The organism is Kribbella sp. NPDC104218 (assembly GCF_055584105.1).
The window spans coordinates 1662523-1686654 of the sequence record NZ_JBVJMQ010000001.1 but is presented as its reverse complement, the minus strand read 5'-3'; the positions used below and the strand labels follow the sequence as shown (position 1 = coordinate 1686654).

Genomic DNA, 24132 nt, shown 5'->3' with positions numbered 1-24132 from the left:
CCTGCGTGCGGCACTCGCCCGGCTTGCACACCAAAACTCGCAGCGCTCTGCGACGTCCGGTCCCGCGCTCTGTGCCTTACGCGTCTAGCGTTTCCGGTGCCGAGCTCGGCGCTCCCGCCTCGTCTCTCGCGTTCCACGCCTCGCGTGTGAGCCCGGCGTCCCGTGCACGGTGCCGTCTGCACCCTGCGCCGTCACATCCCGCGCGCCACGACGTACGAATCTCGTGCTCTCGCGCTCGGCGTCTCCGTCCCGGGCAACCCGCCCGAAGCCGGTGCTTCAGAACCCGGTGCCGCCTGCGGCTTGCGGGCCGCGGTTCGGGTGCTCACGGTTTGCGGCTTGCATATCTGGTCCTGTGCCCGGGCGCGGCGTCGTGCGTTTGCGTGCGCGTCTTGGGTCGGGGGCTGGGGTCAGCCTTGGCGGGGTTTGGGCCATTTGGGGGGTGGGGGGTCTTCGTCGCCGGCGGCGCCGGGGGGTTGGATGCGGGGCCAGCGGGTGGGGGCGGGGTCGGCGGCGTTGCCGCCGGAGTTGGGGGGTTGGATGCGCGGCCAGCGGGTGGGGCGTGGGTCGTCTTCGGTGGCTGCGGCTGTGGTGGGGAGGAGGGTGAGGGCGAGTACGACGGCGCCTGCGACGAGGGAGCGGCGGGAGGAGAAGGTTGGCCGGGAGGGCGTGCGTCCGCCGGAAGTGAGTGGTCGGCTCGGGTGCGGCGTGTGTCCGTCGGAGGTGAGCCGGCGGCTCGGGGAGGGGGTGTGGGGGGTGGGGGTCATGGTTTGTCTAGGGCGTAGACGACGTCGTCGTGGACGACTATGGCGTGGGGGCCGGCGATGCCCCAGGGGCGGGCGGTGTCGGCGGGGATGGTGCGGGCTTTGCCGCCGGGGGTGACGGTGACGAGGGCGCTGTTGACGGAGCCGTAGATGGTGGTGCCGGTGATGGAGAGGGGGCGGAAGTTGGGGTAGAGGGAGGTCTTGCCGGTGGTGAAGTTGATCAGGCACTCGCCCCAGGCGGCGACCTTGCGGGTGGCGTCCGGCAGCCACTGCCAGTTCTGCGTGTCGTTGACGTTGGACGCCGCGCAGGTCGCTTTGACCGAGCCGTCGGCGCTGGAGTGGACGGTCGGGACGACCATGTCCTGACCAGCGGCCTTCCAGAAGACCAGGACGCGGTCCGGGCTGGCGGCAACGATCCGCTCGATCGTCTTGACGCCCTTGGGCGGCTTCGGGGTGAAGGTCTGCAGCGGCTGCCCCGGCTCGCTCCAGTACGCCGGCCCTTCGTAGCGCGCCATCAACGTCCGCTGGCCTTCGGCGAGCAGCATCGTCGACAACCGCGGCTGGTTCGGCACGGGCTTCAGCTCGCTCCCGCTGACCACGCTCGCGCCCGCGTTGCTCGCGAGGAGGACGAGCGGCGACGTCCCGAAGAACTGGACGGTCGACGAGTTCGGCAGGGCGACCTCGACGGCCTCGGCGCCGTTGCCGGCCCAGTAGTACAAGGTGTCGTCGTTCGCGACGGCGAGTACCGACTTGCCGTCGATCGTCGTGTAGACCGGTGCGTCGACGCCGGTGGGCACCTTGTCCTGCCACTTGACCTTGCCGTCGGTATCGAACACGGCGATCTTCTTGTCCTGCGTCAGGACGGCGACCTCGGACCCGTCCGGCGACACGGCCGGCTGGGAGTTCGCGGCGATGTCGACCGTCCAGCTCGCCTTCGGCGACCAGCCCGGTGGGACCGGCCGCGCGGAGAACTGGTCGGGCGCGATACTCGGCGGCGGCAGCGCGGGCAGCGTCGGCGACGCCTTCGGTGGCGGCGGCGGGCCCTTGGGCCGCAGTACGGTCAGCCAGATCGTCGTACCCGCGATCAGGACGCCGGCCAGCGAGAACGCCACCACGATCGGCCAGATCGGCTTCTTCTTGCGGGCGACCTCGATCGCCTCGACCTCGCCGTCCGGGTGGATGACGAGCGGCCACGACGTCCCGTCGGCCTCGACCGCGGTCGCCTTCACCGGGCGGCCGAGCTGCGCGGCCTGCTCGCTGACCAGCTGGAGCGCGGCCTGCCGCGGGTCGTGGTGGTTGACCGGGTGGCTGCGCCCGGCGATCTTGACCTCGGCGTTGTGGTCGTCGTACAGGTGGATGCTGACTTTGGGCCAGGACGGGATCTTCTCAGCCACGATGACCTCTCATTCCCGCCACGAATCTCCCTCGTTCATCCGGAGCCGACGCACTCGTTCTAGCATGTCCACCGCACCCGAAGGCATGCCAGGACAGTTCCGGCAGGCAGAAACCCCGTGAGCCCGGCGGCTCCACTGACCCCGACAAGGGGGTAGAAACATCCTCGCCTGTGGATGGGTCACGAACGTACACCCGGAAAGCGAGAGAATACTGTGGGCGACAGCCAGTGACGCATCGCGAGAGGAGGTCTCATGACGCAGAACCCGTGGACGAAGCAACAACCGCCGCCCCCGGGTCCGCCGCCGGGGCCTTCATCGCAGGCGGAGCAGGCGCCCCGGGGCCCGGTGGCCCCGCAACACGGTGTTCCGGCGCCCGCGGAGGACCAGCGGCTGCCGAAGTTCGCGATCCCGGTCGCCGACACCTTGTGGTGGGTCGGCGTCCACGGCGGAGCCGGCGAGTCGACGATGGCGCAGTTGCTGCCCGGTACGCGGGCGGCCAACCATCGCTGGCCGATTCCGCCGCCCCCGGTACCGACCCCGGTGATCCTGGTCGCGCGGACGCACGGCTCCGGCCTGCGGTCCGCGCAGCGCGCGGCGATCGAGTGGGCCTCGGGCGTCGTCCAGGGAGTGGCTGTGCTCGGCCTGGTGCTGATCGCGGACGCCCCCGGACGGTTGCCCCGGGTGCTCGACGACTTCGCCGACATCGTCGGTGGCGGCGTCCCCAGAGTCTGGGACATTCCCTGGATCGAGGAGTGGCGCAGAGGGGAGGCTCCGTCGCCCGACAACACCCCCGACGAGGTTTTCGAAGTTCTTGAATCCATCTACGCTCTTCGCGCGTCAAACCCAGCGGATTATCCCGCCCCGTACTGAAAGGCAGTTCCGCGCATGATGTTGGCACAGCTCATCTCGGAGATTCCGTCCATGGTTCCGCTCGGCGGCGGTGGCCAGCGGCCCCCGGGAGCGGAGAAACTCGATCTCGTCATCGACTGGGTGCGCTGGATCGCCTTCGCCATCTGCGTCCTCGGCATCCTGATCGCCGGCGCGATGATGGCCGTCGGCCAGCGTCGCGGTGAAGGCGGCGAGCACGCGGCCCGGCTCGGCTGGGTTCTCGCGGCGTGCATCGTGATCGGGTCCGCGACGCTGCTGGTCGGCGCCCTCCAGGGCAACTGACAGCCGGCCGGGGGCTGATCGACGGTGGGGCTGTTCAGCAGGAGTACCGACGACGACGCGGACGGCGGTGGACCGACCGGGCTCTGGCAGGAGCGCGGGTTCCTGGCCGCCGCGATCGTCGTCGGCGCGATCGTGATCTGCGTGGCGCTGTGGTTCTTCGTCCGCGATCCCGGGACGTCGACCAGCGGCCCGCGGCCGACGCCGGTCGTGACCGAGACTCCGACCGAACAGCCCTCCGACGAGCCCACCGAGCCGGTCGCCACGCCGACCGATCCGGTCGGTACGACGACGCCCACCGCACCGCCCGTCTCCGGTAAGGGCGGTTGTAAGACCGTCAGCCCGGCGCCCGGCATCCCGCGGATCGCGCCGGCCGGCGTCACCTGGCAGTTCGAGGACGACATGCTGTTCCCGATGCAGCAGGAGGCAGGCCCGGCGCAGATGAGCGCGCGCGGCGTCCGGTCGTGTTTCGCGCACTCGCCGACCGGAGCGGTGTTCGCGACGTTCACCCTGCTGGCCCAGATCAAGAACCCGGCCCTGACCCCCGACGTCCTGGCCAACCGGATCGCGCCGGGCAAGGGCCGCACGGTCGCGATCGCGCAGAACAAGGCCACCCCGACGCCGTTCAGCGAGGTCAAGACCGCGCAGTTCGTCGGTTTCAAGGTGCTCGACTACCAGCCGAACCGCGCGATCGTCTCGATCGCGGTCGCCTTCGACGAGCGCCGGGTCGCCGCACTCCCGGTCACCATGGTCTGGACCAGTGGCGACTGGAAGGGCCTGCTGCAGGCCGACGGCAGCTTCAACGGGACCACCGAGCCGGACCTGCTCGGCTCGATGGCCGGCTACGTCCGGTTCAAGGGGGCCTGATGCTGATCCTCGGGTGCAACCTCGCGCCGTGGAACTGGGACGACTGCGTCCGCGAGTTCCTCACCAAGGTCGTCGGCGGCGCGCTCGCGGATGTCTTCGAGATGCTGCTGGACGCGATCGCCAAGGTGGTCATCCAGACCGTCACCGCGATCATGACCGGCGTCGGGTTCCTGTGGGTCAAGATCGACACCCCGGACATCTCCAAGAACGGCGCCGTCTGGTGGATGCACGAGCGGACGCAGTACATCATGGTCGCGGTCGCCGTCGTGGCGGTGATGGTCGGCGCGATCCAGATGGCGATCTCGCATCGCGGTGAGCCGCTGCGCGACATCCTGCGCTCGCTGATCACGATGGTGCTGGTGAACGCCGGTCTGCTGTTCGTCGCGTCGAACCTGATCGGCGCCGCCGACGACTTCTCGGAATGGATCATCGCCAAGGCCCTCGGCGGCAAGACCGATTTCGGTACCGAACTGGCCAACCGGATGACCAAACCGCTGACGGACGACATGACCTTGCTGACCGTCGGGCTGGTGATCTTCGTCGGCATCCTGATGGTGATCACCGGGATCATCCAACTGGCGTTGATGATCGTCAGATACGGGATGCTCGTGCTGCTGACGGCGGTCTTCCCGATCACCGCGGCGGCGACCAACACCGAGATGGGGATGATGTGGTTCAAACGCGCGCTGGCCTGGCTGGGCGCGTTCATCATCTACAAACCGGTGGCCGCGCTCATCTACGCGGCCGCCATCATGATGATTCGCGTCCCGGCGGTGCCTGAAGGGGTCACACCCGACAAGGGAGCACCGCAGGCGTACAACATCGTGCTGGGGGTGACGATGATGCTGCTTGCCGTCGTCGCGCTGCCGGCGATCCTGCGTTTCGTCTCACCGAAGGCGTCCTGATATGCCTCCCTTCCTGATCCCGCTCTGCGGCGACTGGCTCGCATGTGTCTGGGAAGCGGTCAAGAACGTCGTCGGCACTGTTGTCGATTGGTTGATCACCGTGATTTTTGAGCCGATTCTGGACGCCGTCGCCTCGGCGGTCACGGTCGTGATGGGGACCATCGGCACCTTCTGGGTCTACGTGCCGACGATCGCGGTCGGGCAGGGCGCCGGGTTGCCGAACACCCCGAACGGCAAACCCGCCAGCGGGACCGTCGAGTGGATGCAGACCAACACGCACTTCATCGCGTTCGGCGTCGCGCTGATCGGGATCTTCATCGCCTGTATCCAGCTCGCCTGGAGCCACCGCGGCGAGTCCGCGCGGGACATCCTCCGCTCGCTGATCACGCTCGGCGCCGCGACCGCGCTGACCATCGGCGTCGCGCAGGCGCTGATCGACTTCGGCGACCGGTTCGCCCGCTGTATCGTCACCACCTCGCTGATCGACAACCCGGCCCAGGGCTACTGGGCCTGTGATCCCGGCCAGGGCAACGGCAAGGCGTTCGGGACGACGATGACCGCGATGTTCGGCCTGGCCGCGGCGTCCGGCGGGCTCGGGCTCGGCCTGGCGATCACGATCGGCATCCTGGCCATCATCGCGGGCGTCATCCAGATCGTGCTGATGGTCGTCCGGAGCGCGATGCTGGTGCTGCTGGTCGGCGTCCTGCCGATCGCGGCGGCGGCGACCAACACCGAGATGGGCCGGAACTGGTTCAAGAAGATCCTCGGCTGGATCTTCGCCTTCATCTTGTACAAACCGGTGGCCGCGATCGTCTACGCCACCGCGATCCGCTTGACGGGGAACAACGGCCAAGGCGCTCCGAACCCGTTGAACTTCGGCAACAACCCGCAGGACACGGCGACCGCCGTCCTGAACATGATCACCGGTCTGGCGCTGCTGGTGCTCGCGCTGTTCGCGCTGCCGGCGCTGATGCGCTTCATCGTTCCGATGGTTGCGGCGACCGCAGGTGGCGCCGGCGCGGGCATGCTCGCGGCCAAGCTGACCGGGACCGACAAGCTCGCCGAGAAGGTTCAGGGCGCTGCTGAGGGCGAGGGCGGCGACGGCGAGGGTGGCGGCCCGTCCGGCGCCCGGAACGTCGGCCGAGCGCGGAACCAGGCCCAGAGCTCACGCGGCGGTGGCGGAGGCCAAGGCGGCGGGGGCGGCGGCGGAGGTGGCGGTGGCGGCGCTACTGGTGCCAGCGGCGGCGCATCGGGTGGTGCCAGCGGTGGTGCGGCCGGTGGCGGTGCTGCGGGTGGCGCTGCAGGTGGCGCGGCCGGCGGCGGTGCAGCCGCTGGTGGCGGCGCGGCAGCCGGTGGTGGCGCTGCAGCTGCGGCCGGCCCGGCGGCAGCGGCGGTCGCCCCGGTCGCGATCGCGATCGCAGCCGGAAAGGCAGCCCACGCGGCCTCCAAGGCCGTCGCCAACGAGGCCCTGAGCGAGGACCAGTCCGGTGGCGGCGGTGGCGGTGGCGGCGGCGGTGACCAGGGCGGCCCGTCGGGCAGCAGCGGTGAGACCCGCGACGCCAACCGCGAACGCCAGCGTGAGCAGCGGTACCGCGACGACCAGCGTTATCGCGACGACCAGCGGAACGATCGACGAGAACCGGATGGGCCCCGTGGCAGCAGCTGACAACGTACGAAGCGCTCCGCGCACCTACGGCAACTGGCGACAGCCCGCCTCGGCGGGTATCGCGGGCCTGGGTTCTCTCGGCACGGCCATCATGATGGGCGGCCTGCTGATGACGATCTTCTCGATGATGGCGGGCGGCGTCCTCGGCGCCGTCATCACCCTGCTGGCCGTCGGCTTCGTGCTGCTGATGCTGATGACCAAGGACAAGCACGGCCAGTCCGCGCTGCAACGGCTCTCGACGATCATTGGATGGCAACGAGCAAAGATGGCCAAACACAACATCTACCGTTCAGGTCCGCTCGGCCGGACGGCCTGGGGCAAGTTCCAGCTCCCGGGCCTGGCCGCCGCCTCCCAGCTGAGCGAGTTCCAGGACTCGTACGGGCGTCCGTTCGCGCTGCTCTTCTACCCGAGCACGCGGCACTTCACCGTCGTGATCAACGCCGAGCCGGACGGCGCGTCGCTGGTCGACGAGGAGCAGATCGACGTCTGGGTCGCGCACTGGGGTCAGTGGCTCGCCTCGCTCGGCCACGAGCCGGGGATCGTCGCCGCCTCGGTGACCGTGGAGAGCGCGCCCGACACCGGCATCCGGCTGCGGCGCGAGGTCAACCACAACATCCAGGCCGGCTCGCCCGCGATCGCGCAGGCGATGCTCGCCGAGGTCGTCCAGAGCTACCCGGAGGGCTCGGCGCTCGTGTCGGCCCGGGTCGCCCTGACCTTCAAGGGCACCGACCGCAACGGCAAGCGGCGCAAGGAAGAGGACATGGGCCGTGAGCTCGCGTCCCGGCTGCCCGCGCTCACCCAGAGCCTGAACGCGACCGGCGCGGGTGCGGCCCGTCCGGTCGCCGCGCAGGAGCTGTGCGAGGCCGTCCGGATCGCCTACGACCCGGCGGCCGCCGTCCTGATCGACGAGGCCCGCGGCCAGGGCATGGCGCCCGAGCTGCAGTGGACAGACGTCGGCCCGGCCGGCGCGCAGGCGTTCTGGGACAAGTACCGCCACGACTCCGCCTGGTCCGTGACCTGGCAGATGTCGCAGGCGCCGCGCGGCGAGGTGTTCTCGTCGGTCCTGTCGCAGCTGGTCGCGCCGCACATGGATATCGACCGCAAGCGCGTCACGCTGCTCTACCGCCCGCTCGACGCGGCCACCGCCGCCCGGATGGTCGAGGCCGACAAGCGCAACGCGTCCTTCCGCGCGACGACGACCAACCGGCCCTCGGCGCGCACCATGGCCGAGGCCCGCGCGGCCGACCGCACCGCGCAGGAGGAAGCCCGCGGCGCCGGCCTGGTGAACTTCGGCATGATCGTCACCGGCACCGTCATGACCGCCGAGCAGATCCCGGACATGATCGCCGCCATCGACAACCTCGGTGCGACGGCCCGGGTGCTGCTGCGTCCGGCGTACGGCTCGCAGGACTCGGCGTTCGTCGCCGGGCTGCCGCTCGGCGTCGTCCTGCAGAGCCACCTGTCCGTCCCGGCCGGCCTGCGGGAAGCGCTATGACAGCTGGGGAGTCGCAGTGAGCGAGAAGAAGGCGAAGAAGCCACCGGTCCAGCGCGGCCGCCGTCCCATGCCCCGCGGCTGGCCAGGCGCCGGCGGCGGCTACTCGACCTACCTCCAGGCCCCGGCCGAGTGGCGCGGCACCACAGTCCAGGTCTGTGGCCTCTGGCCGTTCGCCGCCGGCACCGGCAGCCCCATGGTCGGCGTACCCATCGGCCGCAACATCCTCTCCGGCGCCACCATGTGCTGCGACCCGATCAGCTGGTTCATGCGCGCCAAACTCATCTCCAACCCCTCCATGTTCGTCCTCGGCAAACCCGGCCTGGGCAAATCCACGATCACCCGGCGGATGGCATTGGGGCTGGCCGGGTATGGGATTCAGCCGTTGGTGCTGGGGGATCTCAAGCCTGATTACAAGGATCTGATCGAGGCGCTGGGCGGGCAGGTCATTCAGCTCGGGCGCGGGCGCGGGCATCTGAACATCCTGGATCCGGGGGAGTCGCGGGAGGCCGCGCTGCGGCTGACCGGGAAGGCGCGGGAGGCGATCCAGGCCGATGCGCACGGGCGCCGGCAGACGATGGTGTCGGCGCTGATCTCGATCATGCGGTCGGCGCCGCCGACCGATCGGGAAGAGACGATCATCGACGAGGCGCTGAAGGTCCTGGACGAGCGGCACACCGGTACGCCGGTGCTGCGCGATCTGCTCAAGGTCGTCCAGGACGCACCGGACCGGGTCCGCAACGTGGCCCTGGACCGCGGCAGCCTGGACCGGTACCGGCAGATCACCGAAGGCCTGGAGGCCTCGCTGATCGGTCTGGTCGGTGGCGGGCGGCTCGGTGAGATCTTCTCCGAGCAGACCGACAACCCGATGAAGATGGACCGGCCGGTCGTCTTCGACGTCTCCAACATCGACGACTCCGAGACCAACCTGCAGGCCGCCGTCCTGCTCGCCTGCTGGTCGTACGGGTTCGGCGCGGTCGCGGTCTCGCAGGCCCTCGCGGACGCCGGGCTGGAGCCGCGGCGGCACTACTTCGTCATCCTCGACGAGCTCTGGCGGGTACTGCGGGCCGGGCGCGGCCTGGTCGACCGGGTCGACGCGCTGACCCGGTTGAACCGGCAGCGCGGTGTCGGGATGGCGATGATCTCGCACACGATGTCCGACCTACTCGCGCTCGAGCACCCCGAGGACCGGATGAAGGCCAAGGGGTTCGTCGAGCGGTCCGGGATGGTGATCTGCGGCGGTCTGCCACGGGCCGAGATGGACAACCTGACCGAGGTCGTGCCGATGTCCGAGGAAGAGCAGAACATGCTGATCGGCTGGCAGGACCCGCCCGCGTGGGATCCGGCCACCGGCGAGGAGGCGGCGCCGCCCGGGCGCGGTAACTTCCTGGTCAAGGTCGGCGGCCGGCCCGGCATCCCGGTGCACGTCGGGCTGACCTCGGTCGAGCGCGAGATCAACGACACCAACAAACTCTGGCGGACGGGCGACGACGGCCGGCCGCTCAAGGTCGAGGTCGCCGCGGACGGCACCGAGGAGGTCGTCGAGCAGTACAGCTTCGACGACCCCGCGATGCTCCCGCCGCCGGACCCGATGACCCGGGTCCAGCGGGAGGCGACCAATGGCTGACGGCAAGCGGTCGACCGGTCCCGGCGGGCTGTCCGTCGAGACCGTCCTGATCTTCATCGGTTGCGGTCTGTTCGCGATCGTCGTCGGCGGGATCTGGGGTGCGCTCAAGGCCGCCGCGGCGATCGACGGCACCCGCGCCGTCCCGGGGAACCCGGTCGGTGCGCTGTCCCAGCTGATCCAGGGCCGGTTGCGCTGGTCCGGCGCGGCGACCGGCGTCCTGATCCTGGAGTTCGTGCTGCTGATCCTGATCGCGGGCGGGGTGTGGCTGTTCCTGCGCCGCCGGCAGGAGACGGTCGGCCGCGTCGACAAGCAGGCCTTCCTGATGTCGAAGCGCTCCGAGATCTACAAGCTCACCCGCGAAGGCGCCCAGGGCATCGCCGACCGGCTCGGCGCCGGGCACGCCGGCCCGGGCATCCTGATCGGGCGGACCGTCCGGGACAACCTCGAGGTCTTCGGGTCCTGGGAGGACATGCACGTCGACATCTGGGGTCCGCGGACCGGTAAAACGACGTCCCGCGCCGTCCCCGCGATCCTGGACGCGCCGGGCTCCGTCGTCGCCACGTCGAACAAGCGCGACATCGTCGACGCCACCCGCGGCCCGCGGCTGGACAAGGGGCCGGTCTGGGTCTTCGACCCGCAGGAGGTCTGCGAAGAGCCGCCGAACTGGTGGTGGAACCCGCTGACCTACATAACCGACGAGACCAAGGCCCGCGAGATGGCCGAGCACTTCGTCGCCTCCCAGCGTGACCTCAATGCCCAGACCGACGCGTTCTTCGACGCCGCCGGTCTCGACCTGCTGGCCGGGCTGCTGCTCGCCGCTGCGGTCGCCAAGCGGCCGATCACGCAGGTCTACACCTGGCTCGCCGACCAGCGCAACGACGAGCCCGAGCGAATCCTGCGCAACACTCCGGGCCTGCAGTTGTCGGCCGACGCGCTGTCCGGCGTCATCAACGCTCCGGACAAGCAGCGGGCCGGCATCTACGGTACGGCGCAGCAGAGCGCGCAGTTCCTGGTGAACCGCAAGGTGACCCGCTGGGTCATCCCGCAGGGGCCGAACGACACCCGTCCGCAGTTCAACCCGCACGAGTTCATCCGCCAGGGCGGCACGCTCTACAGCCTGTCCAAGGAGGGCGCGGGGACGGCGGGTCCGCTGGTCACCGCGTTGACGGTGGCCGTCGTCGAGGCGGCCGAGCAGTACGCGCGCGGCTGCCCGATGGGCCGGATGCCGAACCCGCTCGTCGGCGTCCTCGACGAGGCGGCGAACGTCTGCCGCTGGAAGAACCTGCCGGATCTCTACAGCCACTTCGGCTCCCGCGGCATCGTGCTGATGACGATCCTGCAGTCCTGGGCCCAGGGCCAGGAGTGCTGGGGTGAGCATGGGATGGAGAAGCTCTGGTCGGCCGCCAACATCCGCGTGTACGGCGGTGGCGCGTCGGACGCGAACTTCCTCGAGCGGCTGAGCAAGCTGATCGGCGACTACGACATCATTTCCAGCTCGGTCTCGTACAACAAGGGTGAGCGCGGGACCAGCCGGCAGACCCAGCGGCAGAACATCCTGGAGATCTCCGACCTGGCCGCGATGCCGCCGGGCCGGGCCGTGGTGTTCCCGTCCGGGATCCCGGCGACGATGATCAAGACCGTGCCGTGGTTCACCCGCGCGGACGCCGGCGCCGTCAAGGCGTCGCTGCGCAAGTACGATCCCGGGGCGAGCCTGCCGCCGGGCGCGACCGGGGGCAACCCGTGGCTGACCGGCGGCCAGCAGTCCGGGCCGCCGCCGATCCCGACCGGGACGCCGGTGTGGGAGCAGACCGAGGAGCAGCGTCGTGGATGGTGAACAGGAGCTCTTCTATCCGCATGTCGCGGCCTTCGTCGAGGACCGGTTGGTCTACCTCTACACGCGGCGGATCGGCCAGCAGTACGTCTGGTGTCCGGAGTGGTTCCGGCACGCCGAGGCGCTCAGCCGCCTGGACTCGATCTGGCGCGCCTGGGAGCACCTCCGCCTGGATCCGGCCACCGGCATGTCCGTCTGGTGGCGCGACCACGCCGACCCGCACATGATGGCCCTCCTCGACCCGGACGGCCCTTTCGCCGCCTGCCGAGGCCAACACACCGACTACCCGATCCCGCCACTCCCCGTCGAAGAGCCCCCCGCCGGCCTCTTCTTCGACCAACGCCAACCCAACGTCCGCGGCATCTAGCCGCTCGGGTCGGCTCGCTCGAGCCGGCCCGGCCCCGGCCATGCCGCCCGCCCGCGTCGGCCCGCTCCGTCCGTTTCCCCGCCCGCCCCGCCTGTGCCGTGCTGCCCGGTCCTGGCCGTGCCCCCGCCCCGCCCGCCCCGCCCGGAGGGCGGGCTAGTCGCCTAGGCCGATGTCGCGGAGGCCGGTCTGCTTTTCGCGTTTCTTGGTCTTGCGGATGAACTTGCGGGCCTCCGGCGGTTCGGCCGGACGACGGGCGGCGTCACTCGCCGGCGCCTGCTCCCGCCGGACTGGTACGTCGCCACCGGCGTACCGGTCCGCTACGCGGTCGTCGTACGCCGCTCCGCGGTCCTCGCGTTCTGCCGCGCGCTGGTAGCGGCGTCCGGCGGCTGCGGTCGCAGCGGCGCCGGGCTCGTCCGGGCCGGCGGCTGCTTCATCGAGCAGGTGGTTGCCGTGGGCGCGGTCGCTGCGCGCCTGGCGGCGCTGGGCGTCGGCCAGCGCGCGGTGGCGATCGACGCCGGCGTCGGCCTCGGCGAGCCGGATCGCCTCGCTCGTCTCGGCCGTGGCGTCGAGCAGTTGGCGACGGTCGCGGGCTTCGTCGAGCTCGCGCTGGTCGTGCGCCGCCCGTTCGAGCTCCTCGTCGTCGAGTCGTTCCGCGTCCTCTTCCTCGAGGCGATCCAACTCGTCGTCCTTGTCGGCCATACCGCTCCTTTCCTCGCGCTCAACGATGCCGCACCCCAGGGTCAGCGGGTAGCTCCGGTCACGAGCCACGTGTCGCGACGCTCCCGCGTCAGCAACGTCAGCAGCCGCAGCAGCATGAACCCGCCGAACGCCCACCACAACGCCACGACACCGCCGTCGAACCAGAGCACGCTGAGCGCCAGCGGGACGTACAGGACGAACGCGATCACCCCGGCCACGGCCAGGTAGCGCCCGTCGCCCGCGCCGATCAGGACGCCGTCCAGCACGAAGACAACGCCGTTCAGCGGCTGCCAGACAGCGGCGACCAGGATGATCGCAGCGAGCGTCCGCTGGACTTCGGGGTCGGCGCTGAACCAGTGCACGTAGATCGGGTGCAGACCCCACAGGGCGAGCCCGCAGACCAGACCGGAGTACAGGCCCCACCACATCATCCGGCGGGTGATCGAACGGGTGCCGGCGACGTCACCGGCGCCGAGCGCGCGTCCGGTCAGGGCTTGGGCGGCGATCGCGATCGCGTCCAGGGCGAGCGCGAGGAAGTTCCACAGGGTGAAGGCGACCTGGTGGGCGGCGACGGACGTCGTACCGAGGGCGGTGGCGACGAACGTGAGCAGAATGATTGCCGCGCGCAACGTCAGCGTGCGGACGACGAGCGGGACGCCCATCTGGGCGGAGGCGATGATGCCCGGTCGGTCCGGCCGGAGCTTGGCGCCGTCCCGGCGGGCGCCGCGGACGACGACGGCGACCAGTGCGACACCCGCTCCGGTCTGGGCGAGCGCCGTACCGAGCGCGGAGCCCGCGATGTCGAGGTGCAGGCCGTAGACGAAGACGACGTTGAGGACGACGTTCGCCAGGTTGGCGCTGATGGCGACCACCATCGGGGTCTTCGTGTCCTGCAGACCGCGCAGTACGCCGGTGGCCGCAAGCAGGAGCAGCATCGAGGGGATGCCGATACAGGAGATCCGCAAGTAGGTGACTGCGTGGTCAGCGACGTCCGGGGAGGGGTTGAACGCGCCGATCGCCTGTGGCGCCAGCAGAGCGCCCGCGGCGGCCAGGACGACGCCGAGCAGGAGGGCGAGCCAGAGGCCGTCGATACCCTGCGCCAGGGCGCCCTTGTGGTCGCCTGCGCCGATGCGGCGCGCGACGGCCGAGGTGGTGCCGTAGGCGAGGAAGACGCAGATGCCGACGAGGGTCTGCAGGATGGTGCCCGCGATCCCGAGCGCGGCCAGTTGCGGGGTGCCGAGATGACCGACGATCGCTGAGTCGGCAAGCAACATCAGCGGCTCGGACACCAGGGCGACGAACGCGGGGACGGCGAGCCGGAGGATCTCGCGATCCTGTTCCCCCACCCGTTTGCGGCTCACCGCAGCGAGGTTACCCACGGCTGGGGAGGCGGCTGTGCACAAGGTGGCCGACTTTTTCTTCTCCACAGTTGTGCACCGACAAAACCGCAGGTCAGAGCGATGTTGTGGGTAAGTATCCGCAGATATCCACAGGGTTGTGCTCAGCCTGTGCACACGGTTTCGCCGGTTTCTCCACAGGGTTTCCCCACTGCCTGTGGATGACGAGCTAACACCTGCGGACGACAGCGGCGTACGGTCGCGCGAGTCGGCGGCAGCGATTTTGTCGGTCGGCGCGGCTACGGTTCGATCAGGTGTTCGAGCCCTGCCGTCGGTGACCGGGGCAGCGACGGATGATGGAGGCGGGCTTGTGAGCGTTGCGGAGTTCCGGGGCGGCGGAGACGGCGGCGGTCGCGAGGAGCGCAACCCGGAGATGGGTTTCGACCGCACCCCGCCGCAGGATCTGGCGGCCGAGCAGTGCGTCCTCGGCGCGATGATGCTCTCGAAGGATGCGATCGCAGACGTCATCGAGACCCTCCGCGGGACGGACTTCTACCGCCCGGCGCACGAGTCGGTCTTCGACGCGATCACCGACCTCTACGCCCGCGGCGAGCCGGCCGACGCGATCACGGTCGCCGCCGAGCTGACCAAACGCGGTGACATGACCCGGATCGGCGGCGCGCCGTACGTGCACACGCTGGTCGCCTCGGTGCCGCTCGCGGCTAACGCGGGCTACTACGCGCACATCGTCCGGGAGAAGGCGATCCTGCGCCGCCTGGTCGAGGCCGGGACGAAGATCGTCCAGCTCGCGTACGCCGGTGAGGGCGAGGTCGACGACGTCGTCGACGAGGCCCAGGCCGAGATCTACCAGGTCACCGAGAAGCGCACCACCGAGGACTACGCCCCGCTGAAGGACATCATGGAGGGCGCCCTCGACGAGATCGAGGCGATCGACTCCCGCGGTGACGCGATGGTCGGCGTCCCGACCGGCTTCACCGATCTCGACGAGCTGACCAACGGGCTGCACCCGGGCCAGATGATCATCGTCGCCGCCCGGCCCGCCATGGGTAAGGCGCTCGCCCTCGACACCCCGCTGCCTACCCCGACCGGCTGGACGACGATGGCCGAGGTTGCCGTCGGCGATCAGCTGCTCGACGCGACCGGCGTCCCGACCACGGTCGTCGCGGTGACCGACGTCCTGATCGACCGCCCGTGCTTCCGGCTCTCGTTCTCCGACGGCAGCGCGATCGTCGCGGACGCCGAGCACCAGTGGCTCGTCGAGGACGGCGGCCGCCCGCTGATCTGCACCACCGCCGACCTGCACACCGCGATGTCCGCGAGCCCCGGCCTCACCCCGCCGATCCCCGGCTCCGCCCCGCGCCAGATCACCGGCCACGGCTTCCCCGCCGCCCTGGCCGGCGAAGGCGACCGCCGGATCGAGTGGATCGACCCGGTCGACTCCGTCCCCGTCCGCTGCGTGGAGGTCGACAACCCCGACCACCTCTACCTGGCCGGTAAGACGATGATCCCCACCCACAACTCCACCCTCGGCCTGGACTTCGCCCGTTCCGCCTCGATCCGGCACGGCCTCACCTCGTGCATCTTCTCGCTCGAGATGAGCCGCAACGAGATCACCATGCGACTCCTCTCCGCCGAGGCCAAGGTCCCCCTGCATCACATGCGCAACGGCAAGATGACCGACGAGGACTGGGCCCGCCTGGCTCGCAAAATGGGCGAGGTCTCCGAGGCCCCGCTCTTCATCGACGACTCCCCGAACCTCACCATGATGGAGATCCGCGCCAAGGCCCGCCGCCTCAAACAGCGCCACGACCTCCGCCTGATCATCATCGACTACCTCCAGCTGATGACCTCAGGAAAGAAAGTCGAGTCCCGCCAACTCGAAGTCTCCGAGTTCTCCCGCTCCATCAAACTCCTCGCCAAAGAACTAGAACTCCCCGTCGTAGCCATCTGTCAGCTCAACCGAGGCTCCGAACAACGCTCCGACAAACGCCCCATGGCCTCCGACCTCCGCGAATCCGGCAGCCTGGAACAGGATGCTGACGTTGTCATTCTGTTGCATCGGGAGGATGCGTATGAGCGGGAGTCGACGCGGCCGGGGGAGGCGGACTTTATTATTGCGAAGCATCGTAATGGGCCTACTGCTGATGTGGTGGTTGCTTTTCAGGGGCATTACTCGCGGTTTGTGGATATGGCGCACGACGGGTAATGGTCGCGGCCGGGGTGGGGGCTTTGGGGGAGGCCTTGCGCTTGGGGGATGGGGAGCTGCTGGCTTGGTTGGAGGGGTTGCCGGCGGGGGAGTTGGTGCGGCTGGTGGAGCGGTATCGGCCGTATTTTTGGGCGGGGAGTCCGTTGGATCGGCGGGGCGAGTGGGCTGCGCGGGTCGGGCGGGGGGATCGGCTGGCGGATTGTTTGGCGTCGATGCACGCCGATGGGTATGTGCGGGAGCGGGCGGCGCGGGCGCTGGCTGAGTGGGACGGCGACTTGGCGGCTCGGTTCTTGGCGTTGCGGGCGGTGGATCATGTCGAGCAGGTGCGTCAGGTTGCGATCGGGGCGCTGACTGGGCGGCCGGCGGTGGTCGTGTTGGAGGTGTTGCTGCGGGTGCAGCGGCGTCCGATGGGGCCGGCGGCGTTGGCGTCGTACGCGGGGCAGGTGGAGGCGCGAGAGCTGCTGGAGGCGGAGGAGCTGCTCGTACGGCGGTTTGCGTACGACCGGGTGCTCGACGCGCTGACCGCTGAGGAGGTGGCAGCCCGCGTGTTCGGCGAGCCGGACCAGTTGCTGCGGCGTCGGCTGGCCGAGCGGTGGATGGCGATCGACCCGGTGGCCGCGAAAGGGCGGTTTTTGGGGTCGAGCTATGTCGAAGGCCGCTTGGCTGCTTTGTATGGAGCGGCTGATGAGGCGTTCGAGCCGACGGAGCTCGAGGAGCGGATGCTCGATCGGTCGAGTCGCGTGCGGCAGGCTGCGCGGTGGCGGTACCGGCGGGCCGGCCGGGATCCGGTCGGGTTCTATCGGTCGCTGCCGCGGACTGGCCTGGCGTTGATCGGGTTGCGGGAGGTCGGTCAGCGGCTCAGCGAGGCGGAGGCGCGGGCTGCGTTGGTGAGTGCGGAGCCGCGGGCGCGGCTGGCTGCCCTCGACCTGTGGCCGGGCGAATCGCCGCCGCGGCAGGTTCTGCTCGACGCGCTCGCCGACCCCAGCCGGGCGGTCGTGAAGCGCGCGGCCCGGTTGCTCGTCTCGTTGCCGGGGGTCGGGTACGACGAGGTCGCAGCAGCGGCGGCGTCCGCCGAGCCGGATCAGCGGCGAGCGGCCTGGCTCGTACGTCGGGAGCTCGGCGGCTGGAGTCGCGTACGTGGCGCCCTGGAGGCGAGCCTGGACGTCGATCGCTCGCTCGCGGCCGCAGCGCGGAAAGACCTGCAGAACTGGTTGGAGTTGCGCGCGGCAACAATGTACGAGCGCCTGGGCCCAGGCGACCGCGAGGCGATCCACGAGCTGCTCTCGCGCAGCCGTCTGCCCAAGCCGACCCGCGAGCGGATCGCCTTCCACGCCGGCCTCTGAACCAAAACGCCTCGCCGCGGAAGAAGCTGGGCGCGCTGCTTTAGCTGTAGTAGCCGGCGACGGGGGCTTGGGCTTCTGCGGTGAGGTGCGGGCCGTCTTGGGGGACAGCGGGGAAGGGGGTGGAGCCGAGGAGGTCGGGGGTGAGGGCGTAGATGACGTTGCCGAGGCCGGAGCGGGCGAGGGCGCCGGCGCACATCTGGCAGGGCTGGCAGCTGGTGTACATGGTGGTGTTGGCCGCGGTCTCGCGGGGGAGGTTGGCGGCGGCCCAGACGGCGAGTTTCAGCTCGGGGTGCAGGCTGATGTCGTTGTCGGTGATGGTGGTGTTGTGGGCTTCGGCGACGATCGTGCCGTCCGGGGCGACCAGGAGCGAGCCGAACGGCGGGTTGCCGGCGGCGCGGGATTCGGCCGCGAGTTCGATCGCGCGGCGGAGGAAGTGTTCGGACTCGGGCGTCATGAGGGCTCCGGGGAGTGGTGAGCGGCGAGGGTGGCCAGGGATTGCCAGGCGGCTTCGGGGCGGAGGGTTTCGGCGGGGTCGCCGACGAAGGGGTCCAGGACGACGGTGCTCGCGCCGAGTGAACGCAGTACGTCGAGATCGGCCAGCACCTGCTCGATCGAGCCCTCCCCGGCGAGTCGCGAGTCGGGCAGCGGCTCGGGGGTGAGCCGGAGCAGGATGCGTGGCGTGAACAGCGGGACGGGACGATCGAGCGCGGCAGCCAACGAGCTGACCCGAGTTGTTGCCGCGCGCAACCAATCGAGCGATTGCCGGAGTGGGTGCCAGGCGTCGCCGTACCGGACGGCGCGGCGGATGGCGGCGTCACTGTTTCCGCCTACCCACAAGGGGATTGTGGTCTTGCCGTAGTCCGCGGTGTCGGCCCAGGCGCTCCGCAGGGTGGTGAGCAGCTCGGTGGTCTGGCGGCCGCGCGTCTCGTGCGAGGTGCCGAGCGCGGCGAACTCCTGCTGTGCCCAGCCGGCGCCGACGCCGAGGATCAACCGGTCGTCGCTGAGCTCAGCCAGGTTCGCGGCCATCCGCGCCACCAGCAACGGATGCCGGTACGGCGCGATCAGCACCGTCGTCCCGAGCTTGACCCGCGACGTCAGCCCGGCCAGCCAACTCAGCGTCGTGAACGGCTCGTAGAACGGCGCCGGATACTGCTCGGCCACATCCGGCGTGATCACCACGTGGTCCGACACCATCAACAGGTCGTACCCGAGCCCCTCCACCACCTGCGCCCAGTCGCGCAGCCGCGCCGGACTCGTACCAGGCCCGAAATTCGGGACGTTCACGCCGATTTCCACCCCGTCAGGTTATCGAGGCAACAGGTCGCTCCAGAAGAGAATCCGACCGGCATCAGCCCCCGATCGCCGGGGAATCCCCGGTAGATTGGCGCGATGGCCATCGATTCGACCGACTGGGCAATCCTCGCCGAACTCCAGGCGGACGCGCGGATCTCGCTGACCGAGCTCGGACGGCGGGTCAGCCTCAGCTCGTCGGCGACGACCGAGCGGGTCCGCCGGTTGGAGTCCGAAGGGGTCATCACCGGCTACCGCGCCCAGATCGACCTGACGAAGGTCGGCTTCCCGGTGCTGGCCGTCGTCCGGCTCAAGTACCCGGGGAACAAGCACGAGCCGCTGCGCCGGCTGCTGGCCGAGCGGGGCGAGATCCTCGAATGTCTGCGGACGACGGGTGACGACTGCTACACGCTCAAGGTCGCGGCGGCGTCGATGCCGCATCTGGAGGAGCTCGTCAACGAGCTGACCGACTTCGGGAGTACGACGACGAACCTCGTCTACTCGCAGACCCAGTCGTACCGCGGTCCGTCAGCTCCAGCGGCGGGCTGAGATCGACTCCTGTGCGAGGAGACGCAGTGACGAGATGACGGTTTCGCCGAGGATCGTGCCGATGACGACGGACTCCGCGACCTGGTCGCGGGTCGGGTGCGCGGTGACGGCTTCGACTTCGAGCTCGGTGAACTGCTCGACGGCGGCGGCGTAGGCGTCGAGGAATCCGACGAGATTCTGCTGCCCGAGGGTGTGGAACGTCGCGACCGTCTCGACCAAGGTAGCGAGCGCCGGCCCGTCCGCCTCGACCTGCCAGCCGCGCCGCTCCAGCAGCTCGCGGACTTCGGCAGTCGCGACCTCGCGCGCCTCCGCGGACGCCGTCTGCTTCCGTGCTGGGATCAACGCCCGGTGCGCCCGGCCGATCTGGTCGTGCAGCGGGACGTCGTCCGCGTCGAGCGAGGCGACGATCTCCTTCACCTGCGCGACCGGTACCTGGGCCAGATCGACCAGCGCCCGCACCAGCCGCAACCGGCGGACGTGCGCCTCGCCGTACGCCGCCTGGTTCGGACTGCTCAACTCGCCGGCCGGCAGCAACCCCTCCCGCAGGTAGTACTTGATCGTCGGCACCGGGATCCCGGTCGCCTTGCTCAGCTCGCCGATCCGCATCGCTTGCCTTTCGTCGCCTACCGATGGATAGTATCAGTATCCATAAGCGGATACCTTCACTATCCAAAGGCGGAACAATGAGTGACACATCACGCGTTGTGGCCGGGCTGATCCTGCTCACGATCGTGACCATCGAGTTCGGCGGCTACTTCATGACCAAGATCGTCCGCGGCCAGGTCCCGATGACCGACTTCCAGAAATCCTTCGCCCGGGCAGGCCACGCACATGCCGGCGTCCTGGTCATCCTCGGTCTGGTCGGCCTGCTGTACGTCGATCAGACGGACCTGACCGGAGTCTGGCTGTGGATCGCCCGCGTGGCCACGCCGATCGCGGCGGTCCTGATGTCCGGCGGCTTCTTCGCCGCCTCCGCGGGTAAGGGCCGCACGCAGCCGAACCAGGCGATCTGGATGCTCTGGATCGGCGCGGCGGCCCTCGCGCTCGGCACGCTGACCCTGGGCGTCGGCCTGATCAGCGCCTGACGTTCAGAGCGCTGCGGTGACGTCGATCTCGACCAGCTGCCCGGTGAAGCCGAGCTGGGCGACGCCGAGCAGCGTCGACGCCGACTTGAAGGCGGGCGCGAGCGGGGACTCGTTCAGCCGGGTCCAGACCGCGGCAAGCTCGTCGCGGTCGGTGCTGTTGACGTAGATGACCGTGCGGACGACGTCGTCCGCGCTCGCGCCGGCTCCGGCCAGCGCGGTCAGGATGTTGGTGATGACCTGGTCGGTCTGGCCGACGAGGCCGCCGGGGGCGAGCTCGCCCCCGGGCGTGAGCGGGCACTGCCCGGCGAGATAGATGGTGGTGTCCGCCTGGACACGGGTCACATGGTGGTAGCCGGGGGTCGGGTGCAGTCCGTCAGGGTTCGAGCGCGTGATCGTCACTCGGCTAATGAAACCTGAGCACGTACCGCTTCTGCCACGGAGTTTCCACCGCGTGTCGGTCGTAGTTCTCCCGCACGTACGCGACCGCAGACTCAGCCGGTACGCCGTCCAGTACGGCCAGGCAAGCCAACGCCGTACCGGTCCGCCCCCGCCCACCGGCGCACGCGAACTCCACGCGCTCCGACCCAGCCCGCTCCAGCGCATCAGCGAACACCGACCGGGCCAGTGTGCGATCGGACGGCAGCCGGAAGTCCGGCCAGCGCAGCCAGCGCGACTCCCACTCGACCGCTGGTGGCTCAGAGCCCAGCAGATAAACGCCGTACGTCGGCAACGGCTCTGCCGCCGGGCCGTTCCGCAGACCACGTCCGCGAATACGACGGCCAGACGGCAGCGTCAGAACTCCAGGGGTGTCGTTGTTCCACACCTCGCCTAGCTAACCAGACGCTCCTCGGTGGACGCCGAGAACAGGTGCAGCTTGTCCGGATCCGGAGCGAGATGGATGATCTCGCCCTTGTCGTTGTGCAGCCGGGTGCCGATCCGGGCGATGATCTGCTGGTTCAGGTCGGTGTGCTCGGCCGTCCCGTAGAGGAAGGCGTCGGAGCCGAGCTCCTCGATCACGGCCACCTTCACCGGCAGTCCGTCGTCCGCGATGTGCAATGCCTCGGGCCGGACGCCGAGCGTCACGGTCTTGTCGGAGCCCGCCTTCGCGAGCAGCTCCCGCGCGATCGGGACGACGTAGTCGCCGACCTTCGCGCCGCCGTCCACGATCTGCGCGTCGAGCAGGTTCATCGCGGGTGATCCGATGAAGCCGGCGACGAACTTGTTCCGCGGCCGGTCGTACAGGTTCAGCGGGGTGTCGACCTGCTGCAGGACGCCGTCCTTCAGCACGGCGACGCGATCGCCCATCGTCATCGCCTCGACCTGGTCGTGCGTGACGTAGACGGTCGTGACGCCCAAGCGGTGTTGCAGCTCGGCGATCTGGGTGCGGGTCTGGACGCGCAGCTTGGCGTCCAGGTTCGACAGCGGCTCGTCCATCAGGAAGACCTGCGGACTGCGGACGATCGCGCGCCCCATCGCGACGCGCTGGCGCTGACCACCGGACAAGGCCTTCGGCTTGCGGTCCAGGTACTCCTCGAGGCCGAGCAGCTTCGCGGCCTCGAGCACGCGCTTGGCGCGCTCCTCCTTGTGGATGCCCTGCATTTTCAGCGCGAAGCCCATGTTGTCGGCCACGGTCATATGCGGGTAGAGCGCGTAGTTCTGGAACACCATCGCGATATCGCGGTCTTTCGGCGGGGCGTTGGTGACGTCGCGCTCACCGATGGAGATCGATCCGTCGTTGACCTCCTCCAGCCCGGCGAGCATCCGCAACGCGGTCGACTTACCGGAACCGGAGGGCCCGACGAGGACCATGAACTCGCCGTCCTCGATCTCGAGATCGAGGCTGTCGACGGCGGCGGTGTCGGTCCCCGGGTAGATCCGGGTTGCTCCCTTGAACGAGACAGTTGCCATGTCGCGCTTCCTTCCTCGGCTACTTCTCGACAACCGGTCCCGGCCGAGATGTATTCCCCGGTGAAGTAAGGCGGCGACTATCGTGGGCGGCGTGGAGCTCCGCGACATCGAGATCTTTCTGACGCTCGCCGAGGAGCTGCACTTCGGCCGCGCCGCGGAGCGGCTGCACGTCTCCCAGGCGCGGGTCAGCCAGTCGATCAAGGCGCAGGAGCGCCGGATCGGCGCGCCGCTCTTCGAGCGGACCAGCCGAGCCGTGACGCTGACTCCGCTCGGTCAGCAACTCCGCGACGACCTCCGGGCCGGGTACGACGCCATCCGCACCGGCGTGGTCAAGGCGACCGAGGCGGCGCAGGGCGTGAGCGGGACGGTCCGGCTGGGGGTGATGGGCGCGGTCGGCCACGAGATCCGCGATCTGCTGGCCGAGTTCCGCGAGCGGCATCCCGGCTGTGACGTCGCCCTGCACGAGATCCATTTCAGCGATCCGTTCGGCGCGCTGCGATCCGGCGACCTGGAGCTGGCGCTCGTCTGGCGCCCGGTCCGCGAGCCCGATCTCGTCGAGGGGCCGACAGTGTTCGCCGAGGGCCGGGTGCTCGCGGTGTGGACCGAGCACGAGCTGGCCGGTCGGCCCTCGGTGTCGATGGAGGACTTCGCCGGTCAGCTCGTCGTCGATGCCGGTCCGCTCCCGGAGTACTGGATCGAGGCGATGGTCCCGGCCCGCACCCCGAGCGGCCGGCCGGTCGCGCGCGGCCCGTTGGTCACCACGTTCCACGAGGTCCTGACCCGGATCGCGCCGCCGCCGAAGCGGTCGCTCCGCTGAACGAGCACGTACTCCGTTACTACACGCACCCAGGTGTCGTGTTTGTGCCCGTGCACGATGCGCCGCCCACCGAATGGGTGCTCGTCTGGCGGGACGGCGCCTTGTCGCCTCGTGCACGTGCCTTCGTCGAGCTGGTCAGTTCTCCCACTCGAAGCCGTCGGGATCGGTGAACGTCCCGGCCCGGCCGCCGAACACGATCCCGTGCGAGCCGCCGCCGTCCTCGGTCGTCCCGACGTCCTTGGCGAGCGCCCGGCGCGGGTAGAGCGCCAGCGTCACCGCGGCCGACGGAGTGTCGAACTCGACGTACTTACCGCCGTAGCTCTTGCCCACCGCGAGCCCCTTGCCGACGTAGAACTGCTTACTCGCCTTGACGTCGGCCACGCCCAGCAACAGCGCCACCTGGTCGATCCGCCCGGTGACCGGAGCGACGTCCTTCTTCTTCGAGGTCGCGATCTTGCACAGCGTCCCGTCGGGCGTCCGCACCACCCCGCCGTACCCCCAGAAGCTCTTCGTCGCCGCCTGCGTCGCCGTCGCCCCAGCCCCGACCGCAGTCGCCGTCAAAGCGTCGACATCCCCCGGCTGCGACGCCACCAGCGACAACGCAAACCCCCGAAACCCACTCGTCGCCGCCCGCCCACTCCGCACCCGCACATAAGAACTCAGCCCAAACGCCTCATAGAACGCCGCAGCACCCTCAGCATCCGCCACCTCCAACGTCACGCTCTCAAAAACGCTCATTCAACTGCCTTTCCAGGGGATGGGTCTGTTGTTTCCAGGCTCCTGGTCGCGGCTGGTGGGAA

General features: G+C 69.7%; 24 protein-coding genes. 14 read left to right on the top strand and 10 right to left on the bottom strand.

What is annotated here, in order from left to right; all coding sequences use genetic code 11:
• Positions 1 to 760: 760 nt before the first annotated feature.
• Positions 761 to 2155, bottom strand: coding sequence for a hypothetical protein (locus ACZ6ZD_RS08070; RefSeq protein WP_465669592.1), 1395 nt, complete (start codon positions 2153 to 2155; stop codon positions 761 to 763).
• A 252-nt stretch (positions 2156 to 2407) separates the two neighbouring features.
• On the opposite strand from ACZ6ZD_RS08070, the gene ACZ6ZD_RS08065 reads away from it, so the two are divergent.
• The 9 genes from ACZ6ZD_RS08065 to ACZ6ZD_RS08025 are packed head-to-tail and all read left to right on the top strand — an operon-like array spanning position 2408 to position 12077.
• A complete protein-coding gene (locus tag ACZ6ZD_RS08065) occupies positions 2408 to 3025 on the top strand; it encodes a DUF6668 family protein (RefSeq protein ID WP_465669590.1) in 618 nt (205 codons plus the stop codon).
• Between the two features lie 15 nt (positions 3026 to 3040).
• A complete protein-coding gene (locus ACZ6ZD_RS08060) occupies positions 3041 to 3325 on the top strand; it encodes a conjugal transfer protein TrbC (protein ID WP_465669588.1) in 285 nt (94 codons plus the stop codon).
• Positions 3326 to 3349: 24 nt separating this feature from the next.
• Positions 3350 to 4189 carry a DUF8175 domain-containg protein gene (locus ACZ6ZD_RS08055; RefSeq protein ID WP_465669586.1) on the top strand — a complete coding sequence of 280 codons (840 nt, stop codon included), beginning with the start codon at positions 3350 to 3352 and terminating at the stop codon, positions 4187 to 4189.
• Entirely contained in the window at positions 4189 to 5094 is a 906-nt protein-coding gene (locus ACZ6ZD_RS08050; protein ID WP_465669584.1) for a hypothetical protein, read from the top strand. Before ACZ6ZD_RS08055 ends, ACZ6ZD_RS08050 begins: the two co-directional genes overlap by 1 nt.
• A gap of 1 nt (position 5095) precedes the next feature.
• Entirely contained in the window at positions 5096 to 6760 is a 1665-nt protein-coding gene (locus tag ACZ6ZD_RS08045) for a hypothetical protein (protein ID WP_465669582.1), read from the top strand.
• Positions 6747 to 8255: an SCO6880 family protein gene (locus ACZ6ZD_RS08040; RefSeq protein ID WP_465669580.1), complete on the top strand. Its 1509-nt coding sequence runs from the start codon at positions 6747 to 6749 to the stop codon at positions 8253 to 8255. The genes ACZ6ZD_RS08045 and ACZ6ZD_RS08040 overlap by 14 nt, the downstream gene beginning before the upstream one ends.
• A 16-nt stretch (positions 8256 to 8271) precedes the next feature.
• Positions 8272 to 9879, top strand: a complete 1608-nt coding sequence (locus ACZ6ZD_RS08035) for an ATP/GTP-binding protein (protein ID WP_465669578.1) — start codon at positions 8272 to 8274, stop codon at positions 9877 to 9879.
• Positions 9872 to 11713 carry a type IV secretory system conjugative DNA transfer family protein gene (locus tag ACZ6ZD_RS08030; protein ID WP_465669576.1) on the top strand — a complete coding sequence of 614 codons (1842 nt, stop codon included), beginning with the start codon at positions 9872 to 9874 and terminating at the stop codon, positions 11711 to 11713. Before ACZ6ZD_RS08035 ends, ACZ6ZD_RS08030 begins: the two co-directional genes overlap by 8 nt.
• Entirely contained in the window at positions 11703 to 12077 is a 375-nt protein-coding gene (locus ACZ6ZD_RS08025) for a DUF4913 domain-containing protein (protein ID WP_465669574.1), read from the top strand. Before ACZ6ZD_RS08030 ends, ACZ6ZD_RS08025 begins: the two co-directional genes overlap by 11 nt.
• Positions 12078 to 12230: 153 nt before the next feature.
• Here ACZ6ZD_RS08025 and ACZ6ZD_RS08020 read toward each other — a convergent pair whose 3' ends face one another.
• A complete protein-coding gene (locus tag ACZ6ZD_RS08020; protein ID WP_465669572.1) occupies positions 12231 to 12776 on the bottom strand; it encodes a hypothetical protein in 546 nt (181 codons plus the stop codon).
• Between the two features lie 41 nt (positions 12777 to 12817).
• Positions 12818 to 14137, bottom strand: coding sequence for an MATE family efflux transporter (locus ACZ6ZD_RS08015; protein WP_465669570.1), 1320 nt, complete (start codon positions 14135 to 14137; stop codon positions 12818 to 12820).
• Positions 14138 to 14483: 346 nt separating this feature from the next.
• Between ACZ6ZD_RS08015 and dnaB the strand changes: the two genes are divergently transcribed.
• Positions 14484 to 16340 (top strand): replicative DNA helicase, encoded by a 1857-nt coding sequence (gene dnaB / locus ACZ6ZD_RS08010; protein ID WP_465669568.1) that lies wholly within the window; start codon positions 14484 to 14486, stop codon positions 16338 to 16340.
• A gap of 212 nt (positions 16341 to 16552) precedes the next feature.
• Positions 16553 to 17683, top strand: a complete 1131-nt coding sequence (locus ACZ6ZD_RS08005) for a hypothetical protein (protein ID WP_465669566.1) — start codon at positions 16553 to 16555, stop codon at positions 17681 to 17683.
• 40 nt (positions 17684 to 17723) lie between these two features.
• Here the strand turns inward: ACZ6ZD_RS08005 and ACZ6ZD_RS08000 are convergent, their stop codons facing one another.
• Together ACZ6ZD_RS08000 and ACZ6ZD_RS07995 are read right to left on the bottom strand one after the other, a co-directional pair.
• Positions 17724 to 18137, bottom strand: coding sequence for a nucleoside deaminase (locus tag ACZ6ZD_RS08000; RefSeq protein ID WP_465669564.1), 414 nt, complete (start codon positions 18135 to 18137; stop codon positions 17724 to 17726).
• Positions 18134 to 18979 (bottom strand): LLM class flavin-dependent oxidoreductase, encoded by an 846-nt coding sequence (locus ACZ6ZD_RS07995; protein WP_465669562.1) that lies wholly within the window; start codon positions 18977 to 18979, stop codon positions 18134 to 18136. The genes ACZ6ZD_RS08000 and ACZ6ZD_RS07995 overlap by 4 nt, the downstream gene beginning before the upstream one ends.
• Positions 18980 to 19072: 93 nt before the next feature.
• On the opposite strand from ACZ6ZD_RS07995, the gene ACZ6ZD_RS07990 reads away from it, so the two are divergent.
• A complete protein-coding gene (locus tag ACZ6ZD_RS07990; protein ID WP_465669560.1) occupies positions 19073 to 19522 on the top strand; it encodes an Lrp/AsnC family transcriptional regulator in 450 nt (149 codons plus the stop codon).
• Here the strand turns inward: ACZ6ZD_RS07990 and ACZ6ZD_RS07985 are convergent.
• Positions 19502 to 20128 carry a MerR family transcriptional regulator gene (locus ACZ6ZD_RS07985; protein ID WP_465669559.1) on the bottom strand — a complete coding sequence of 209 codons (627 nt, stop codon included), beginning with the start codon at positions 20126 to 20128 and terminating at the stop codon, positions 19502 to 19504. The two genes, ACZ6ZD_RS07990 and ACZ6ZD_RS07985, sit on opposite strands and share 21 nt — an antisense overlap.
• Before the next feature lie 77 nt (positions 20129 to 20205).
• Here ACZ6ZD_RS07985 and ACZ6ZD_RS07980 point away from each other — a divergent pair, with 77 nt between their 5' ends.
• Positions 20206 to 20607 (top strand): hypothetical protein, encoded by a 402-nt coding sequence (locus tag ACZ6ZD_RS07980; protein ID WP_465669557.1) that lies wholly within the window; start codon positions 20206 to 20208, stop codon positions 20605 to 20607.
• Positions 20608 to 20610: 3 nt separating this feature from the next.
• Here the strand turns inward: ACZ6ZD_RS07980 and ACZ6ZD_RS07975 are convergent, their stop codons facing one another.
• The 3 genes from ACZ6ZD_RS07975 to ACZ6ZD_RS07965 are packed head-to-tail and all read right to left on the bottom strand — an operon-like array spanning position 20611 to position 22515.
• The gene (locus ACZ6ZD_RS07975; RefSeq protein ID WP_465669555.1) at positions 20611 to 21006 is read right to left on the bottom strand and encodes a RidA family protein; all 396 of its coding nucleotides are present in this window, start codon (positions 21004 to 21006) and stop codon (positions 20611 to 20613) included.
• A gap of 4 nt (positions 21007 to 21010) precedes the next feature.
• Positions 21011 to 21430: a protein-tyrosine phosphatase family protein gene (locus ACZ6ZD_RS07970; RefSeq protein ID WP_465669553.1), complete on the bottom strand. Its 420-nt coding sequence runs from the start codon at positions 21428 to 21430 to the stop codon at positions 21011 to 21013.
• A 5-nt stretch (positions 21431 to 21435) separates the two neighbouring features.
• Entirely contained in the window at positions 21436 to 22515 is a 1080-nt protein-coding gene (locus tag ACZ6ZD_RS07965) for an ABC transporter ATP-binding protein (protein WP_465669551.1), read from the bottom strand.
• 91 nt (positions 22516 to 22606) lie between these two features.
• On the opposite strand from ACZ6ZD_RS07965, the gene ACZ6ZD_RS07960 reads away from it, so the two are divergent.
• Positions 22607 to 23332 (top strand): LysR family transcriptional regulator, encoded by a 726-nt coding sequence (locus tag ACZ6ZD_RS07960; RefSeq protein ID WP_465669549.1) that lies wholly within the window; start codon positions 22607 to 22609, stop codon positions 23330 to 23332.
• 135 nt (positions 23333 to 23467) lie between these two features.
• On the opposite strand, the gene ACZ6ZD_RS07955 is transcribed toward ACZ6ZD_RS07960, so the two are convergent.
• Entirely contained in the window at positions 23468 to 24070 is a 603-nt protein-coding gene (locus tag ACZ6ZD_RS07955) for a glyoxalase (RefSeq protein WP_465669547.1), read from the bottom strand.
• Positions 24071 to 24132: the final 62 nt, after the last annotated feature.